Origin of the sequence: Sporofaciens sp. JLR.KK001 (assembly GCF_036941055.1) — a bacterium.
Taxonomy (GTDB): domain Bacteria; phylum Bacillota; class Clostridia; order Lachnospirales; family Lachnospiraceae; genus Sporofaciens.
In genome coordinates, this window is sequence record NZ_JAYMNO010000001.1 from 2,730,410 (window position 1) to 2,747,655 (window position 17,246).

Sequence of the window (17,246 nt, forward strand, 5' to 3'; positions counted from 1 at the left end):
AATGATGAAAACAATATGTATATGCAATCGTTGCAAGAACGAATTTCCGGCTAAAAAGGCAAAACGAATTATTTTTGAAAGTTCTTTACCGGAAAAAGAAAATGCCGGATCAAAAATAGTTGATATGATAATGGCTTTGTTTCCCCTTCCGGTATCGCGTGACTATTGCCCGGAATGTGTTTCTGAAATTAAAGAATTTATGAAAAAGAAAGAAGGTGTAAATGATGAAAACTGTATTGATAAGCATAAGGGCGAAATGGTGGAAACTAATAATTTCGGGGAAAAAGACGGTGGAGATCAGGAAGACGGCGCCGGCGGAAATTGACTTCCCCTTCCGCGCGATCGTCTATGTTCCGAAGGTTGGAATCGTCGGTCTGTTTGACTGTGAAGGAATAACGCGGACGAATCTTTATGATTCCCTGGCGGAAAGAAGCTGTTTGACGGCTGAACAGATTTCAAAATATGCTGGCGGCGGTAAGGTTTGCGGCTGGCTGATTGAAAAGGGATCGCCGGTGGAATTTGACAATCCGCTTCCCGTTGAAACGTCCGGCCAGACGCGGCCGCCGCAAAGTTGGTGCTATATTCCGAATTACCGGGCGAACCTGGTATCATATAGCTTCGACAATGAAACTTACGGTTGCACGTATGCAAACACGGCCGAAGCGCTGAAAGACGCCGCCGCGGATCTGAAAAGCTGGGCGCCTTATTATCAGACAGACGGAAAGAAAATATATGTCGGAACTTGTGAATTTTTCAAGCCTTGCCTTTCGGCGTGTGCCTTCGACGCGGTGGAATCCGTTATTTGCCAGGCAGACGACGAAGGCTTCGGAGAATGGGCCGACGATTACTTATCGGACGTAACAAAAGAACAGTATCAGGAGTTGGAAGAACAGCTTGACGCCGTGTTCAATGCGTGGATTGAAAAGAATGGCCTTCACGCTGGATTCTATAAGATAAATTCATATAGTGAATATTTGTTTGACAAGGCGGAAGGCGAATTTGTGACGCCTGAAATATATTATAGCCGCCGCGCAAAAAAGAATTTTCGGGAAAGGGGAAAGAATGAAAAGCCAGGAAGAAAGAATCAAGGAATTTATGAAGGGTATGTCTGAAATGACAGAGAAAACCGGCATAACCTACGCCGTGGAAGCTGGCCGGAATATGGTCGTTTTCGATGTTTGGAACAATGATCCGGTTGAACTGGAAATCACGGTCGGAACGGAAGTTGTAAAGAAAGACGGGCGGACGTCAATCACAACTTTTGACCGGTCAAATGTAGATACATAAATGCTTCAGAAAGAAGGAAGAAATATGAATACCGATGTTATGTTTTCAAGTAAAACTGACGCCTGGGCCACGCCGAAGGCATTTTTCCGGGAACTGGACGAAGAATTTCATTTCAACCTTGATCCGTGTGCTGATGAATTTAATCATAAATGCGATAGATATTTCACCGTTAAAGAAAACGGCCTTTCGCAAGACTGGGGGGGGGGGTTCTTCTGTTTTTTGCAATCCCCCTTATGGACGCGAAATAGGAAAGTGGGTTGAAAAAGCCTATCGCACGAATCAGGAACACGGGAATCTTGTTGTTATGTTATTACCGGCCCGGACAGATACGAAATGGTTCCATGAATTTATTTATCAAAAAGCGGAAGTCCGTTTTGTGCGCGGCCGCCTGAAATTCGGCGATAGTAAAAACAGTGCGCCGTTCCCTTCGATGGTTGTCATTTACAAAAAGAAAGAAGGTGCTGACAATGGGAAAAGTAAAGGGGAAGAAAAAGAATAAGCGCCCGGAATACGTCGTTATATGCCGGGAGTTCAACCGGGACGCCGGCAGAATCGAAATATCCGTTATAGATTCCGGCGTTACGGATCACTTATTAGATAATTTAATCAAAATGCACTTACGGGATCCGCACAAGCGGTATTTTCTGACATTGAAAAAAGATTATCAGGTTTACGGCGCCGTATGGAAGAAACAGATCGAAACAATGTCAATTAAAAATAACAAGCGAATTGTCGAACTGGGGATTGAACTTGAAAAAGATTAAAAAAGTCGTATTTTACGAATGTCCGGTATGCGGAAAAAGTTCTTCCGACAGAAAAGCGATAGAAAGTCATTATAAGACGCACACAATCAGGTCGAAGGAAGTTTGTTATTGCAGTATATGCGGCGAAGGTTGGTATTCTAACGCCTGGGGCGCCGCCAGGGCGGCAGAAATGGCGCGGAAGTGCTATCAAAAACACATTGACGAAGGAAATATCGACGAAGTGGCGACACGGGCTTTCTTTCTGTCCGGCGGCGCCTTCGGATATGTGAAAACCTTCGGGAAGGGAGAAGAAGAATGAAAAAGAAAACCTTTTATTCGCTGTATCAAAAAAGCGAAGTGACGGGAGCCGTAAAACACGAAGGATTCCAGTTTGAGAAAAACGGAATAAAACTATATGTATATCAGAACAGAGTAGGGACTATTTTTATTATTGATCCGCCGACGGGGTTATCCCTTACAAGTGAATGTTGTTCCGTCGAAGACGCGCCGCTATACATAACAGAATACAGAATCGAAGATCTGGCAGAACGACGGAAGACGGAAGAATATCAGATAAAAGCTAAAATGTTTAAGGCATTTAAGAAAGCCGCAAAGGTGAAAGAAGAATGTGAAATCATGCTGAAAGGAATAAAAAAGAATGAAAAAATATGACGATCAACTTTTGAAATTTGCAATCACAAATAATAAATTGAAAATGGAAATCAAATTGTCGGATCTGGTCTGGCTATTCAGAAATTCGCCTGATAACGTGGCAGACGACGGAGAACATGAATTTTGTCGCGTGAAAAAGGGAGAGAATCAGGCGTTTACAGAAGAATTTGTTCAAATGCTGATGGACGAAGCGCCGGAAAATGGAAATGATACACGCTGGGGACATATGTTTGAAAAAATATTTCAGGAGTTACGGGAGAGTGGCGCGGACTTTCTGAAATATTATAATGATTAGGGGGGGAGAATATGTCTTTTGATTTCAATTCAGAATGGAACGGAACGTCGGCGTCTGATATTATTTTCGATATTATGAAGGCTAAAGAAGCGATCGCGGCCCAGCGGTTTTTTACAATGAACCGGAAGACAAAAGAAAAAGTGTTCAGGGGTTCGGCAGAGTATGACGAAATGATTGCTGAAAATGAAAGCGTCCCTGATGATCTGATTATTTCTTTCAATCCGTCCCCGTCGTGCGGTTCCGGGGCGCCTGAATTTATAAAAGTTATAGACACGGCGGAAAAAGATTGTTCTTCGTTTGTGAGTTGCGCGGTGACGAATAAAGACAGGCTTCCGGCCGTTCAGGGACATTCAGGAAACCGGAAACAACGCCGCGCCGAAGAACGCGCCAGGCGCCGGGCAAAGAAAGGAAGAAAGCAGTTGACTTGACAAAAAATATTCTGTAAAATAAAAGAACGAACCGCTTTTCCAGCGGCCCGAATCTTCAACCTTTAATAATCATACCATATTCGCGGTATGATTGCAAGGGGAAGCTGGAAATATGGCGAAACCGGTTAAAACTGTCAAGGAAAGGAATCTTTTTGATGAAATTGACCTGAAAATCATGTTAATCAATGAACAGATCAAAAATCATCGCCGATCAATCGAAAAAGCGAAACGGGAATGTGGCTGGAATGGGCCTTCCGCGGTCGGCGGCGTCGATTACTCAAAAGAGCAGTCAAAAGGCGTTCATATTGCCTTTATTGACGGCTTGCGAATGATCGAACTGGACGAAAGGCGGATCCGGGAACTGGAAGAAGAACGAAAAGACCTTCGGAAAAGCAAAAAGCGGATCAAAAGGATTTATGAAAGCCTGGCCGGCTATGAATCCCAGGTTTACTATTACAGAATTATTCGGGAAATGACACAAGCGGCCGCGGCTGATGAAATGTCAATTTCTGTAAGGCAATTCCAGAGGATTGAAAGCGATATGAAGGAAAAGGGGCTGATCTGACGGGTTCAAAAATGAAAATTTTTTAATTCTAAAATTTTTCTAAAATTTGAACACACATTTTTTCAAAAAAGCCTGATTTTATGCGGCTTTCAGACGAATTTGAATGTCGTGTTTTATGTCGTGTTTTTGTCGTGAAATATGTCGTGGAAATGTCGTGTCAATATGTGTTATACTAGATATGCTGAAAAGTGTATGAAGAAGGACTTGAAAGGCGTCGCCGAAGGGCGGCGCTTTTTGTATGCCAGAAAGAAGGAATGATGAAATGATTAAAATTGCAGATTTTATCTTTAGAAACTGGCGGATTTTTGCCCTTGTTTATGCAATCGGCGGAACGGTTGTTTTCATTTTGTCGCTTGTGTTCATGCGCCTATTGGCAAAATGGGCCGATTATGACAAAGAAAATTTTCCTGATTTCGATTATGACTATCCCCCGGAAGGCTGGAAGAATACCGCAAGAGTGATAATTGTATCGCTTTTTCTTTCGGTTTTATGCGCCGTATTATGGCCGGTGATTCCGCTTGCATTTTTCGGAGTGCTATTTTTGACGGAAATCGCGGAGCGCTTCCCTTCGCTTATGGGACATTTAGCGGACGACGATTCAGAGGGGGACGAAAAAGGGGGTGTGCCTGATGAATACAGTCGAGCCGATCCGGGACATGGATCTTGTGATGGACGTCGCGGATTTCCTGAAAGCGAGGAATGACCGCGATTATTTAATGTTCATGTTCGGCATATATACGGGGCTTCGCATTTCGGACATTCTGAAATTCCGTGTCCGCGATGTGAAGGAAAAAGACGCCGTTTATATACGGGAAGAAAAAACGGGTAAGGAAAAACGCTTCCCGATAAATTCCGAATTAAAACCTATTATCCAGGAATTTATTCGTGGGAAAAAGGACTATGAATATTTGTTCAAGTCCCCGAATTTCCCGAATAAGCCTATCACCAGACAGCAAGCCTATAACATATTAAGCCAGGCGGCCGCCGCGTTTGGGCTGGATTCTATCGGCACTCACACATTACGGAAGACGTTCGGCTATCATATGTACCAGCAGACACACGACGCCGTGACTATCAAGGAAATACTGAATCATTCGGATATATCCGTCACGCTTCGCTATATAGGGATAAACCAGGACAATAAAGACAAGGCTATCAAGGGGCTATCATTCAGGAAGAAGGCCCACAAATAGCCTTGTCTTTATGTGTGTATATGCGCCTATGTATGGGCCGAAGAATGGGAAGCGCTTTCTTTCTTATGCCTTGTACTTGACACAATGAGCCTATGACAAATGATATATGTCACTTTCATTCGCACTTAATTGAAAGAAAACAGTCACGGCACGACTTGACACAATTACAAGATATGTCAAGAGAAGGAAGGCAAAGAGAGAGCCGCCAGGGCGAACGAACATTCGCAAGAAAAGCGCCGCCGGTCGGATAGGTTCTTTCGGCGCCCTGACAAGGCTTGCGGGTAAGCGAAGCCCAAAATCTGTCTAGCTACAAAGAAAAAAATATAAAAGTTGCCGTTTCCGCTTTTCCGGCCAGAAAGGAAGTGAGAGCATGGCGAAGGCTGACACGGATTCAACGAAGGTTACTGACATTGACAGCCTTACCGTTTCGGCGGCCGTCCTGGGGGGAATCTTCGGCGTGACAGATCGCCGCGTCCGCCAGATGGCGGAAGAAGGAATCATCGTTCGGGCCGCAAAGGGCCGCTATAATCTTGTTGAATCACTAAAGAATTACATACTGTCTTTAAAGCTGGCCGCCGAAGGCGCGACAATCGACGGGCCAGACGGAGAAATCGACATTGACGAAGAAAAGGCCCTTCACGAAAGAGTGAAGCGCCACATTTCAGAACTGAAACTTCAAACCATGAGAGGGGAACTTCACAAGGCGGAAGACGTCGAAAAGGTTATGTCCGATATGCTGTCCGCCTTTAAGACAAGGGTTATGAATATCCCGTCGAAGGTGGCGCCGATTCTGGAAGACCGCGACGCTGGCTATATCAAAGACCGGCTGACAAACGAAGTCGTCGAAGCGCTGAATGAGTTGAAGGACTACGATCCGAAGGCGTTCTATTCCGACGAATACGTCGAAGGGGAAGAAGATTATGAGGAATAAAAAAATTACGGTGGAAGAATCGCCGCTTGTTTCCCCTGATACCGTCGTCGTGAAAAAGCGTCATAAAGATTTAGGAATAGACTACAAAACAATTAAACTATTCCGGGATATTGCAAAAGTAGTTGCGCCGCCGCCGATTCTGACGGTTAGTCAATGGGCGGATCGTTATCGCAAATTGTCCGCTGAATCTTCGGCAGAACCGGGACAATGGAACACTGACCGGGCGCCGTATCAACGCGAAATCATGGACGCGATAAACGATCCAGAATGTGAAGAAATCGTGATAATGTCTTCGGCCCAGGTGGGGAAAACAGAACTTATATTGAATATCATCGGTTATTTTATAGCCTATGATCCGGCGCCGATGTTAGTTGTTCAACCGACAGTCAAACCGATGGCGGAAGATTTTTCAAAAGATAGGTTGTCGCCGATGATCCGCGACACGCCGTCATTGAACGGGAAAGTCCGGGACGTAAAGTCGCGCACTTCCGGGAATACGATTCTTCACAAGACATTTCCTGGCGGTCATATAACGCTTGCCGGCGCAAATTCGCCGTCAAGCCTTGCGTCAAGGCCCGTCCGAATCGTGCTTATGGACGAAATAGACCGCTATCCGGCCAGCGCCGGAAGCGAAGGAAATCCGATAAAACTTGTTGAAAAGAGGACAACGGCCTTCTGGAACCGGAAGAAGATAAAAGTATCGACGCCGACGATCAAAGGAATAAGCCAGGTTGAAAAAGAATTTGAATCAGGTTCACAAGAAGAATGGTGTGTTCCTTGTCCGGTATGCGGAAAGTATCAACCGTATGAATGGCCGCGGATCCACTTTTCAGATGTGACAATGGAATGTAAATTTTGCGGCGAACATATCCCGGAAATTGACTGGAAACAGCAGACCGGGAAATATATCGCAAAATTCCCGGAGCGCCGCCGGAAGCGTTCTTTTCACCTGAACGAATTAGCGTCGCCCTGGAAACACTGGGAAGAAATTATCCGGGAATTTAAGGAAGCCCAGCATGAACTAAAGGTAAACGGCGATATTAACAAAATGAAAACGTGGATCAATACCACGCTTGGCGAAACATGGGAAGAACGCGGAGCCAGCGCGGACGATGATTCATTGATAGGCCGCCGCGAAAAATACGAAGCGGAGATCCCCGACGGCGTTCTTCTTCTGACGGCCGGCGTTGACGTTCAGGACGATCGCTTCGAGATAGAAATAACCGGCTGGGGCCGTGGTTATGAATCGTGGGGCGTCCGGTATGATAAGATTTTCGGCGATATGGAAAAAGACGAAACCTGGGACAAACTAGAAGAATACCTTGACCGGGAATTATACTTTGCGTCCGGTTCCGGCCTTCTGATTGCTTGTACTTGCATAGATACCGGCGGCCACTATACGACGGAATGTTATAAGTGGCTGAAAAAAATGGAAGCGAAGAATAAAAAAATTTACGGTATAAAGGGAATGGGCGGCCCTGGGATTCCTTTAATACATAAAGTTTCAAAGAATAATGAATACAAAGTGAAAATCTTTATCCTGGGCGTGGATTCAGGAAAAGAAATTCTTATGACGCGGTTAAAAATCGAAGAAGAAGGCCCTGGATATTGCCACTTTCCGAGCAATTCCGAATTGGGATATAACGAAACTTATATCAAGGGGCTAAACAGCGAACAGCGCGTCGTTGAATTGAAGGACGGGCGGCCCGTGATTAAGTGGAAAAAGAAGGCTGGAACCAGAAACGAACCGCTGGATCTTCGGAATTATTCGACGGCCGCGGCGGAAATCCTTCGTCCGAACTTTGAAATCCTGGAAAAGAAGGTAAAAGCCGGGATAAATTACATGAAAAAAGCGCCGGCGAAGACCGGGAAGAAAAGAAAAACCGGGGCAGTAAGCCGCGGAGTTCAACTATAAGGCGGTGATAATATGGGAAAATTGCAGAAAGAACGCCTGGAAAGATATAAAAAGCGGCTTGAAATGTATTATGAAGCCGAAGAAGCCGTCCTTCTGAATCAGGAATACACGATCGGAACAAAGAGCCTGAAACGGGCCGATTTGTCTACCATACGGGCGGCAATTAAGGAACTGGAAGGGCAGATCGAAGCGCTGGAAAGTACCGGCGGAAAAAACAAGGCGGCGCGATTTCTTCCGCGTGACATTTAGAAAGGCGGTGAAGAAAATTGAATATCATAGACAAGTTTGTCGAAGCCGTCAATCCTTCGGCCGCCTTGCGGCGTCAAAATGACCGAATCAAGCTGGAACTGATCCGGTCATTTAAAAATTCTGGGTATGATGAAAGCGGCGCGTCCAGGAATAAAAATTCCATGCGCGGCTGGCTGGCGTCGAGTAAATCCCCACAAGAAGACATAGACCGGAACATTCCGATCCTTCGGCAGAGATCCAGAAGCCTTTATATGTCGGCGCCGCTTGCAGTATCGGCAATAAAGACGAATCGAACAAATATTGTCGGTGAAGGGTTGCGGCTGAAAAGCACAATCGACGCGGCCTTCCTGAGAATGACACCGGAAGCGGCGGCAGAGTGGCAACGCAACACGGAACGCGAATTTGAGTTATGGGCGGATTCAAAATTTTGTGATTCAACACGGGTTAATAATTTTTATGAGATCCAGCAAGTCGCGTGTCTGTCCTGGCTGATGAACGGCGACGCTTGCGCCCTTGTGGAGTATGAACGGCCGACGCCGGCGTTCCCTTATGGCTTGCGCGTCCACCTGATAGAAGCTGACCGTGTATCAACGCCGCACACAAGCGGAACGGCGGTCAATCTGTACGCGACGGAAAGCACGACGGGGAACCGGATATTTAACGGCGTTGAAGTGACGGACGCTGGGCGCGTGGTCGCGTATCATATTTGTTCTACATATCCGAACAGCCAGCTTCGGGCGGCGAAAAAGTGGCAGAGGGTGAAAGCCTTCGGGGATAAGACGGGAACGCCGAACGTTTTAATGATTTTTGAAGCGGAACGCGCGGAACAATACAGAGGGGTTCCGTATCTGGCGCCGGTGATTGAATCATTAAAACAGCTTACAAGATACGGTGAAGCCGAAATGATGGCGGCCGTTATCAACGGTTTTTTTACTGTCTTCATTACTTCCGAAGGAAACACCGGCGAAATGGGGTTTACCGGGGTTCTGGACGACGAAGACCGCGTTTCCGATGATGATCTTAACTATGAATTAGGCCCTGGAATGGTTAATGTCTTAAAGCCTGGGGAAAAGATTGATATTGCAGATTCAAAGCGGCCTTCAAGCAATTTTGACGCCTTCACAACAGCGCTTGCAAAGTATGTCGGCGCCGCGCTGGAAATACCGGTCGAATTACTGATAAAATCGTTCAATTCCAGTTATTCGGCGTCACGCGCCGCCCTTCTGGAAGCGTGGAAGGCTTTCAGAATGAAAAGAAAATGGCTGGCCGCTGATTTCTGTCAACCGCTTTATGAAATATTTCTGACGGAAGCGATCGCAAACGGAAGAATTAAGGCGCCGGGATTCTTTTTAGATCCGGCGATTAAGAAAGCGTATTGCCGCGCCCAGTGGAACGGGCCGGCGCCAGGTATGCTGGATCCGGTGAAGGAAGCAACCGCGGCAGAAAAGAGAATCGCGATCGGAGTATCAACGCGCCAGCGCGAATCTATCGAAATGACGGGGACGGATTTTGACGCGAACGTCGCCCAGCTTGCCAGGGAAAATCAGTTAATGAAAGAAGCCGGACTTGTTTCGGCCGCCGCGCCGCCTGGGAGCGCGGAAGAAAACAGGGAAAAGGAGAGTGAAAAACCCGATGAAGAAGAAGACAAGGATCCTGAATCAGACAGCGACACCGACGGCGCCGAAGAATCAGAGGATCAATAAATTCTGGAATTTCATCAATAAAGACGATGAAACGGCAGAATTACAGCTTTTCGGCGAAATATCCAGTGAGGAAAGTTGGTGGAATGAAGATTGTGTTACATACCGCGACTTTATCGCCGAATTGAACGCATTAGGGGAAAAGAAGAATATAAACGTACTGATTCAGTCCGGCGGCGGTGATGTTTTCGCGGCAAATGCGATATATAACGCGCTGATTCTTAATAAAGCAACGATCACCGGAACGATTATCGGGATTTGTGCCAGCGCCGCAACTATTATTTTAATGGCTTGCGACAAGCGGAAAATCGCTAAAAATGCGATCCTTATGGCGCACAATCCGTCAATATCCCTTTGGGGTTCCTATACGTCGGAAGACCTTTTGAAACTGGCAGACGTGACGGATCAGGTAAAGAAAAGCATAGCAACCGCGTATATGGATCGCCTTGATAAGACGGAAGAAGAAATCAATCAGTTAATGGACGCCGAATCGTGGTATGTGGGCCAGGAAGCAGTTGACGCCGGTTTTTGCGATGAAGTGATAGAAACCGGATTCCAGGACAATATTTTTTCTAACCGGTTCACGGTGAACGGGGTTCCGTGTAGTTTTAAAAACTATCTGGAAGTTGCCGTCCCTGAAAACATTCGGAAAAAGGTTCAGGCTCTTTCGATAACGCCGCCGAAAGACAAAGGAACTTTTTCAAATAAAACAATTCAGAAAGGAAATGAAAACATGGGTGAAGAATCAACCAAAAACACGACGCCGGTTATTACTGACGCCGCGCATTTAAAAAGCGTTTATCCCGAATTTGTCGATCAGATCGTGGCGGACGCGGTGAAAGCGGAACGGGAACGCCTGAAAGCGATCGACGAAATCGCGGCCGGGATTCCTGACGACGTGCTGACACGGGCGAAGTATGATGAACCGATTTCCGCCGCTGATCTTGCGCTGGCCCAGATGAAGGCAAACAACAAGGCCGGACAGCAGACGTTAAATAATATAGTCGATGATCTGACAAATTCCGGCGCTTCTTCTGTCGGGACTACGCCGAACGCCGGATCCGGCGGAGAAGAAGACAAAAAAGCGGAGAGCGAAGCAAAAGTCAATAATTTCGCTTCGTTTCTTGGAAAAGATAAAAGAAGGGGGAAAAGAGAATGAAAATGTTTGAGCAGATCGGAGAGTTTACGCCGGATTCCTTAATTACTTCCGAAGATTTCTCGATTCTGAAAGAGGGGATCGGGTTGAAAGCCGGCCAGGGCGTTTTGAAGCGCGGATCCCTGATTGTCAAGTCTGAAAAAGCCGGCTATCTTGCCGGGACGGCAGATATTGAAGGGAAGATCTTCGGAATCCTTACGGACGATACCGACACCGGAGCCGACGCCGCCGGCGACAATATCCCGGCCGTGTGCTATCAGACGGGGAATTTTAACCGCGCCGCGGTGATCGTTGCGGAAAGTGCAACTGTTGACACTTACGAAGACGATATGAAGGCCGTTTCTTTGTTCCTTCGTAACGTCCAGAAATATGAATAAAAAAGGGGGTTTTAAAATGCCTGACTTAACAACACGTGAAATGATGGAAGCGATCGATCAGACGCCGCCCGTAAGAACTTTTTTACAGAAAACCTTTTTCCCTGGCGAACAGACGCACATAACCGAAAAGGTGGAATTTGACGTCCGCAAAGGGAAAAGAATCATGGCGCCTTTTGTAAGTCCCAGAAAAGGCGGAAAGGTTATCACGCGCCAGGGATTCAGGACGAATCAGTTCACTACGCCGAAGATCGCGCCGGAAAGAGTGCTGACAATCGACGATATTACCAAACGCGCGATCGGAGAAAATATCTATTCGCAGAGGACGCCGGAAGAACGCGAAAACGAACTTTTGGCGAAGGATATGACAGACTTGGAAGAATCTATCGCCAGAAGAAAAGAGTGGATGTGCCGGCAGATTCTTTTTGAAGGAAAAATCGACGTCGTGGACGAAGAAGAAGGCGTTGACGTTCAGATCGACTTTGGTTTTGATAATATTGTCGTCCTGGCGGCTGATGAACAGTGGACGATTGCCACGGTGGATCCTATGATTCTTCTTCGGAAACTTCGGAAACGGATCATTAAGGACACCGGAAGAGCGCCCGACATTATGGTTTTTTCTTCTGATGTTATAGAAGATTTTACCACGAATCCGTTCATCGAAAAAGCTATGAATATGTTGAAGTATAAAAACATTGTGATCGAACCGCGCGTCATTGATCCGGCCCTGACGTTTTACGGGAGAATCGCAGAACTGGATCTTGATATTTATAGTTATGATGAATGGTTCCTGAATGATGAAGGCGAAGAAGAAGCGATGATCCCAGAAGGAACCGTTCTTATGGGACATTCCACGGGAGAAGGCCAGATCGAATATGGCCTTGTTACGCAGATGGAAGATAAAAAGTGGCAGAGTTACGAAGGAAAACTTGTCCCGAAGAAATGGGCGGACGAAAACGACGAAGTGGAAAAACTTCGGCTTACTTCCCGGCCGCTTCCGCGCCCGTTTGACGTGGCTTCCTGGGTTGTCATTTATGCGAGAAAGGGGGCTTAATTTATGACGGCATATAAAGTAAAAGTTACTGTTATGACAAATGGAAAAGAGTATCGGCCGGGTTCTATCCTTCCGGCCGATATTTCTTCGGTTGATCTGGCGTTCCTGAAAGAAAAGAAGTTTGTCGAACTGGCAGACGTGCCGGAAGTCGTTACCGATGAAGACGAAGAAGAATTTGAAGGCTTCGACGAAATGGATCCCGGCGCGGTAAAGAGCGAAGACGAAATCAGGAAGATCCGAACAAAAAAAGAACTGGTCGCCTATGCCGCGTCTATCGGCTATGACCTGAGAGAATGGAAGGAAAAAAGCGTCAAGATCCTTCAGGAAGAAATCATCAACTACCAGGAAGAACAGATCGGAGAGAGAGAAGACAGCCAGGAAGCCGGGGAAAGCCAGGAAGACGGAGAAGGCGAGGGCGTTTGAAATGCGTTCATTCAAAGATCAGTTAGAAAAGGATTTTGACAGTACATTCTTTAACATGAATGAGTTCGCCGAGTTACACAACATAGACGGGAAAGAAGTACCGGTTGTTGTTGATAACGACACGCTTTTAGCGCTGAACCTGGGGAAAAATGCTGATTCTGACGGGATATTTGAAGACGCAAAACTATTTTTTATCCTGAAAAAGTATCTGGATTCCGAACCAGTTATCGGGCAGATCATGGACTTTGACGGTGAATCATATCCGATCGGAAACATTCTGGAAGACTTCGGCGGCTACACTATTATTTTGAGGGGGAATGAAAGTTGATTTATTCCGAAATCAAAGTTACAAGCGTTGAAGAAGTACAAAAGCGGCTGGGGAATTTTAAAAGCAAAACGCCGCTTGTATTATCCAGGGCGATCAATCGGGCGATTCAGAACGTGAAGAAGAACATGGGGAAGGAAACTTCCCAGCTATACTATATTTCAAGTTCTGATGTAAAAAAAACCGTGAGAATCACAAAAGCGTCGAAAGGGAGCCTGAAAGCCGCGGCAATTTCCGCCGGCGGCGGAATAGAACTGTCAAAGTACAAAGTATCACCGAAAACGCCGGTAAGATACCGCGGAAAATCACGTTCGCCCAGGGTGTATAAAGCCGGGGTAAAAAAGGACGGCGGAATAAAACCGCTTGACGGAGATCCGAAGTCTTTTGTCGCCGTGATGAAATCGGGACACGTCGGAGTGTTTACCAGGAAAAACGGAAAAAGTCTTCCGATAAAACAGCTTTACGGCCCGTCGGTTCCGCAGATTGTGAAGAATGAAGACATTATGTCTAAAATCAACAAAGAAGCGTCTGAAACGCTTCAAAAGAGAATCGACGCGGAAATCAATAATATTTTACGGAAGGGGTGATTGAACCTTGCAGACGGACGTTCTTCTTCAAAAGGCGCTTGTCGAAGAAGTGAAGGAAGAATTGAAAAATTATACTTCGGTCAATAACGACGGGGAATATATGAAATTCAATGTCTATCCGCAGAACTTACCGGCGAAGAAAGGGAAAAATGACGATGAACATTTCCCCTATGTCCTGGTATGCCTGGACGAAGAACAGATCAACGGGGAAGACGATGATCTGATATGTTCGATTTATTTCCTTGTCGGCATAAATGATAAAAACCCGAATAAACAAGGCCACTTTGATATTGCAAACGTTTTGAACCGTCTTTCAAAGCGCTTCCTGGAAAAACGCCTTGTTGATGGCCGGTACAGAATCGCCTTTCCACTCACAAAAAAATTCCAGGAAGAAGACACATATCCGAAGTTTATCGGCGGTATGTCTACATTATGGACATTAGAAAAACCAGAAATCGAGGAAACAGAATATGACTAAAAGTGAATCGCCCGTTATGTACTTAGGGCCTACGATCCGCGGCGTCGTGAAATACGGCGCCGTTTTTAGTGGCAGAATCCCCAAAAGGCTTGAAAAGCTGGCCGGGAAGAAGCCTATTGTGAAACAGTTAATCGTTCCGCTTTCTGATATTGTGAAAGCTAAAACCGCAATCGACACCGAAGGGACGGTCGAAGCGGTCGCTTACGACAAGATCGAAGCACTTTCAGAAGCGGAAGTCAAAAAAATTACGGAAGGAGAATAAAAGAGTATGTCTAATTATAAGCATGGAATCCGCACGAGCCGCCGGCCCACCCAATTAGCAGTTCCGATTACGTCTGACGGTTGCTTACAGTGCGTAATAGGAACGGCGCCGGTCAACCTGGCCGCGGATCCTTACGACACGGTAAACAAGCCGTTTGTTTTTCATAATAAAGCGGCCGCGATTGCCGGACTGGGGTATTGTACCGACTTCAAAAATTATACCCTTTGCCAGTCCATGTATGCGACTTTTGATGTGTTCGGAGTTGCGCCGCTGATTATGATTAACGTGCTGGATCCCGAAAAGCACGTGAAAGCGGAGTTATCGAAGGAATACGCCGTCGAGGGCGGAAAAGTGAAGATTCCCGAAACGGGGATTTTGCTTGATAAACTTTCGATCGCTTCGATCGGAGAGTCCGAAACAGTGTATAAACCTGATGAAGACTATATCGCGTCCTTTAACACGGACGGAACCGTCACGGTTGCGATTGTAGCCACGGGCGCCGCGGCGGCAGAAAAAAACCTGAAAGCAACCTTCGCCCAGCTTGATCCGTCCCTGGTAACATACGAAGACATTATCGGTTCCTATGACGTGGAAACGAAGAAGAAAACCGGAATGGAACTGATCGGCCGCGTATATCCGAAATTCGGGATCGTTCCGTCGCTTCTTCTTGCGCCTGGCTGGTCGCATATTCCGGCCGTAAAACTGGCGCTTGCGGCAAAATCCCAGCTTATATCAAGTCTTTTCACGGCGAAGGTCGTTGTTGATCTTGATACCGCAGAAGGCAAGGCTGACAGCATGGAAGAAGTGAAGGAATACAAGGATAAAAGCGCGTGTTCTGACCGCGACACTATTCCCATGTGGCCGCTTGTAGGGGTAGGGGACTATAAATATTACTATTCCGCGCAGATGGCGGCCCATATGGAGTATTTGGCCGCAAATAACGGCGGCGTTCCGTCCCGTTCCCCGTCAAACAAGGATATTAAAATCACCGGGCTTTATACGGCAGACGGGGAAGAAGTCGTCCTTGAAATGGACGAAGCAAACGACTATCTGAACGCTTGCGGCGTCGTGACGGCGATCAATGTCAACGGCTGGAAGTGCTGGGGGAATAATACGGCGGCTTATCCGTCTTCCACGGATCCGCTTGACCGGTGGATCAACATTGTGACGATTTTCGATTATATCGAAAATAATTTCAAGTTGTCCTTCTTCCAGAATGTCGATGACCTGACAAATTATCGGCTGATCGACGAAGTTGTGTCTGGCTTCAATATGCAGTTGAACGGATTACAGGGTTCGGACGATATAGCCGGCGGCGAAATCGTCTTCGATCACGACGAAAACCCGATCAATGAAATTCTGAACGGACATATCAAATTCCATACGCGGATCGGTGGATATGCGCCGGCGGAAGATATTGAAAACGTCTTCGAGTTCGATCCCACGATTACCGAAGCCGCGCTTGAAGGGGGTGCTGAATAATGGGATATAAAATTCCTACGGTATTAAACAATTTTAACGCCTACGGTTCCGGTCACAAATACGTCGGCCTGACTTCCGAAGTGGCGCTTCCCAGCTTCGAGTATTTAACCGAAACGATCGACGGCGCCGGCATTGGCGGAGAAATCGAAGAAGCGGTCGAAGGTTCCTTCGGTTCCCTGGAAACGGAAACGTCCTTCCAGAATATCGGCCGCGAATACTTTGATTTTGTATGCCAGACCGGAATGATTACCTATCGCGGATCTATGCAAGTTTTGAACACGGCGACGCAGACAAACGACTATGAAGGGATTGTCGTCACCACGAAGGGAAAAGTGAAATCGTTTGAACTTGGTTCCCTGAAAAAAGGCGGCAAGGGCGAACCGAAAGTCGTCCGGGAGATCACCTATTGCAAAATCACAATAGGCGGCGCGACAGTCCTTGAACTGGATAAATTCAATCTGATCTGGAAGTTAAACGGCGTTGACCGTTTACAGAAGGTTAGAAGCCAGATTTAAACAAAAGGCGGCGAAATGCTTTCGGGCATGGCGCCGCCTTCATCATGCAAAAAAGAAAGCGAGGAAATGAGCAAATGGAAAACTATCAGGAAATGAACAGAGAAGACTATAACGGAGCCGAAGGCGAAAACCAGGGAATGAACAATCAGGAAATCCCGGTCGCGCAGTCCCCGGCCGCGTCTGGCGCGTCCCTTCTTCCGGCGAAAGAGGGTGACGACGACGAACTTATTATCAAGTTCAGAAAGCCCTATGTCTTTGACGGGGAAACCTTCACGGAACTTGATCTTCACGGCCTGGAAGACCTTCGCGGCCGCGATTTGACAGCGATCGAAAAAGCCTTCAACAAGACCGGCGTTTCTTCCTTTGTTCCTGAATCGACGACGACTTACGCAAAGATCGTCGCAACAAAAGTCACCGGCCTTCCGGCCGAATACTTCGAGGATCTTCCGGTCGGAGAGGTGGAAAAGATCAAAAATGCTGTCGTGGGTTTTTTCTACAAAGACGAATAAGGCATGATTCCGGCCGCGACATTCAGAAAACTTCGGTTTATCTGTCTATGGCGACAAATACCGGAATGGACTTTTTTACCGATCTTCCGGTCGATGATTTTAT

At 46.7% G+C, this 17,246-nt stretch carries 28 protein-coding genes; all 28 read left to right on the forward strand.

The window, feature by feature from the left end:
* Window position 1: 1 nt before the first annotated feature.
* Window positions 2-325: a hypothetical protein gene (locus VSQ62_RS14055; protein WP_334635483.1), complete on the forward strand. Its 324-nt coding sequence runs from the start codon at window positions 2-4 to the stop codon at window positions 323-325.
* On the forward strand, window positions 291-1,112 hold the full coding sequence (locus VSQ62_RS14060) for a hypothetical protein (RefSeq protein ID WP_334635484.1): 822 nt from the start codon (window positions 291-293) through the stop codon (window positions 1,110-1,112). The genes VSQ62_RS14055 and VSQ62_RS14060 overlap by 35 nt, the downstream gene beginning before the upstream one ends.
* Window positions 1,105-1,287 (forward strand): hypothetical protein, encoded by a 183-nt coding sequence (locus tag VSQ62_RS14065; protein WP_334635485.1) that lies wholly within the window; start codon window positions 1,105-1,107, stop codon window positions 1,285-1,287. Before VSQ62_RS14060 ends, VSQ62_RS14065 begins: the two co-directional genes overlap by 8 nt.
* A 39-nt stretch (window positions 1,288-1,326) precedes the next feature.
* Window positions 1,327-1,548: a DNA N-6-adenine-methyltransferase gene (locus VSQ62_RS14070; protein WP_334637663.1), complete on the forward strand. Its 222-nt coding sequence runs from the start codon at window positions 1,327-1,329 to the stop codon at window positions 1,546-1,548.
* Window positions 1,532-1,786, forward strand: coding sequence for a DNA N-6-adenine-methyltransferase (locus VSQ62_RS14075; RefSeq protein WP_334637665.1), 255 nt, complete (start codon window positions 1,532-1,534; stop codon window positions 1,784-1,786). The genes VSQ62_RS14070 and VSQ62_RS14075 overlap by 17 nt, the downstream gene beginning before the upstream one ends.
* Complete coding sequence (locus VSQ62_RS14080) at window positions 1,755-2,051, forward strand: hypothetical protein (RefSeq protein ID WP_016301258.1); 297 nt, start codon at window positions 1,755-1,757, stop codon at window positions 2,049-2,051. The genes VSQ62_RS14075 and VSQ62_RS14080 overlap by 32 nt, the downstream gene beginning before the upstream one ends.
* Window positions 2,038-2,349, forward strand: a complete 312-nt coding sequence (locus VSQ62_RS14085; protein WP_022741262.1) for a hypothetical protein — start codon at window positions 2,038-2,040, stop codon at window positions 2,347-2,349. Before VSQ62_RS14080 ends, VSQ62_RS14085 begins: the two co-directional genes overlap by 14 nt.
* Complete coding sequence (locus VSQ62_RS14090; RefSeq protein WP_016301259.1) at window positions 2,346-2,702, forward strand: hypothetical protein; 357 nt, start codon at window positions 2,346-2,348, stop codon at window positions 2,700-2,702. The genes VSQ62_RS14085 and VSQ62_RS14090 overlap by 4 nt, the downstream gene beginning before the upstream one ends.
* Window positions 2,689-2,997: a hypothetical protein gene (locus tag VSQ62_RS14095; RefSeq protein WP_016301260.1), complete on the forward strand. Its 309-nt coding sequence runs from the start codon at window positions 2,689-2,691 to the stop codon at window positions 2,995-2,997. Before VSQ62_RS14090 ends, VSQ62_RS14095 begins: the two co-directional genes overlap by 14 nt.
* Before the next feature lie 11 nt (window positions 2,998-3,008).
* Window positions 3,009-3,425, forward strand: a complete 417-nt coding sequence (locus VSQ62_RS14100) for a hypothetical protein (RefSeq protein WP_016301261.1) — start codon at window positions 3,009-3,011, stop codon at window positions 3,423-3,425.
* A gap of 112 nt (window positions 3,426-3,537) precedes the next feature.
* Window positions 3,538-3,990 carry a hypothetical protein gene (locus VSQ62_RS14105; RefSeq protein WP_016301262.1) on the forward strand — a complete coding sequence of 151 codons (453 nt, stop codon included), beginning with the start codon at window positions 3,538-3,540 and terminating at the stop codon, window positions 3,988-3,990.
* A 238-nt stretch (window positions 3,991-4,228) separates the two neighbouring features.
* Entirely contained in the window at window positions 4,229-4,693 is a 465-nt protein-coding gene (locus tag VSQ62_RS14110; protein ID WP_155886877.1) for a hypothetical protein, read from the forward strand.
* Window positions 4,620-5,183 (forward strand): site-specific integrase, encoded by a 564-nt coding sequence (locus VSQ62_RS14115; RefSeq protein WP_022741264.1) that lies wholly within the window; start codon window positions 4,620-4,622, stop codon window positions 5,181-5,183. The genes VSQ62_RS14110 and VSQ62_RS14115 overlap by 74 nt, the downstream gene beginning before the upstream one ends.
* Window positions 5,184-5,553: 370 nt before the next feature.
* Window positions 5,554-6,114 (forward strand): hypothetical protein, encoded by a 561-nt coding sequence (locus VSQ62_RS14120; RefSeq protein WP_016301265.1) that lies wholly within the window; start codon window positions 5,554-5,556, stop codon window positions 6,112-6,114.
* On the forward strand, window positions 6,104-8,029 hold the full coding sequence (locus VSQ62_RS14125; RefSeq protein WP_016301266.1) for a phage terminase large subunit family protein: 1,926 nt from the start codon (window positions 6,104-6,106) through the stop codon (window positions 8,027-8,029). The genes VSQ62_RS14120 and VSQ62_RS14125 overlap by 11 nt, the downstream gene beginning before the upstream one ends.
* A gap of 12 nt (window positions 8,030-8,041) precedes the next feature.
* The gene (locus VSQ62_RS14130; protein WP_016301267.1) at window positions 8,042-8,278 is read left to right on the forward strand and encodes a DUF6148 family protein; all 237 of its coding nucleotides are present in this window, start codon (window positions 8,042-8,044) and stop codon (window positions 8,276-8,278) included.
* A gap of 17 nt (window positions 8,279-8,295) precedes the next feature.
* The gene (locus VSQ62_RS14135; RefSeq protein ID WP_334635486.1) at window positions 8,296-9,981 is read left to right on the forward strand and encodes a phage portal protein; all 1,686 of its coding nucleotides are present in this window, start codon (window positions 8,296-8,298) and stop codon (window positions 9,979-9,981) included.
* Complete coding sequence (locus VSQ62_RS14140) at window positions 9,911-11,137, forward strand: head maturation protease, ClpP-related (RefSeq protein WP_334635487.1); 1,227 nt, start codon at window positions 9,911-9,913, stop codon at window positions 11,135-11,137. The genes VSQ62_RS14135 and VSQ62_RS14140 overlap by 71 nt, the downstream gene beginning before the upstream one ends.
* Window positions 11,134-11,511 (forward strand): hypothetical protein, encoded by a 378-nt coding sequence (locus tag VSQ62_RS14145; protein ID WP_334635488.1) that lies wholly within the window; start codon window positions 11,134-11,136, stop codon window positions 11,509-11,511. Before VSQ62_RS14140 ends, VSQ62_RS14145 begins: the two co-directional genes overlap by 4 nt.
* A 16-nt stretch (window positions 11,512-11,527) precedes the next feature.
* On the forward strand, window positions 11,528-12,562 hold the full coding sequence (locus VSQ62_RS14150; RefSeq protein WP_016301271.1) for a major capsid protein: 1,035 nt from the start codon (window positions 11,528-11,530) through the stop codon (window positions 12,560-12,562).
* Between the two features lie 3 nt (window positions 12,563-12,565).
* Window positions 12,566-12,985 carry a hypothetical protein gene (locus tag VSQ62_RS14155; RefSeq protein ID WP_334635489.1) on the forward strand — a complete coding sequence of 140 codons (420 nt, stop codon included), beginning with the start codon at window positions 12,566-12,568 and terminating at the stop codon, window positions 12,983-12,985.
* 1 nt (window position 12,986) lies between these two features.
* Window positions 12,987-13,313 (forward strand): hypothetical protein, encoded by a 327-nt coding sequence (locus VSQ62_RS14160; RefSeq protein WP_334635490.1) that lies wholly within the window; start codon window positions 12,987-12,989, stop codon window positions 13,311-13,313.
* Complete coding sequence (locus VSQ62_RS14165; RefSeq protein WP_016301274.1) at window positions 13,310-13,897, forward strand: phage tail protein; 588 nt, start codon at window positions 13,310-13,312, stop codon at window positions 13,895-13,897. Before VSQ62_RS14160 ends, VSQ62_RS14165 begins: the two co-directional genes overlap by 4 nt.
* 7 nt (window positions 13,898-13,904) lie before the next feature.
* Complete coding sequence (locus VSQ62_RS14170; RefSeq protein ID WP_334635491.1) at window positions 13,905-14,375, forward strand: hypothetical protein; 471 nt, start codon at window positions 13,905-13,907, stop codon at window positions 14,373-14,375.
* The gene (locus tag VSQ62_RS14175; protein ID WP_334635492.1) at window positions 14,368-14,637 is read left to right on the forward strand and encodes a hypothetical protein; all 270 of its coding nucleotides are present in this window, start codon (window positions 14,368-14,370) and stop codon (window positions 14,635-14,637) included. The genes VSQ62_RS14170 and VSQ62_RS14175 overlap by 8 nt, the downstream gene beginning before the upstream one ends.
* Window positions 14,638-14,643: 6 nt before the next feature.
* The gene (locus tag VSQ62_RS14180; RefSeq protein WP_334635493.1) at window positions 14,644-16,119 is read left to right on the forward strand and encodes a phage tail sheath family protein; all 1,476 of its coding nucleotides are present in this window, start codon (window positions 14,644-14,646) and stop codon (window positions 16,117-16,119) included.
* A complete protein-coding gene (locus VSQ62_RS14185) occupies window positions 16,119-16,634 on the forward strand; it encodes a phage major tail tube protein (protein ID WP_016301278.1) in 516 nt (171 codons plus the stop codon). The genes VSQ62_RS14180 and VSQ62_RS14185 overlap by 1 nt, the downstream gene beginning before the upstream one ends.
* Before the next feature lie 74 nt (window positions 16,635-16,708).
* Complete coding sequence (locus tag VSQ62_RS14190) at window positions 16,709-17,143, forward strand: phage tail assembly protein (RefSeq protein WP_016301279.1); 435 nt, start codon at window positions 16,709-16,711, stop codon at window positions 17,141-17,143.
* Window positions 17,144-17,246: the final 103 nt, after the last annotated feature.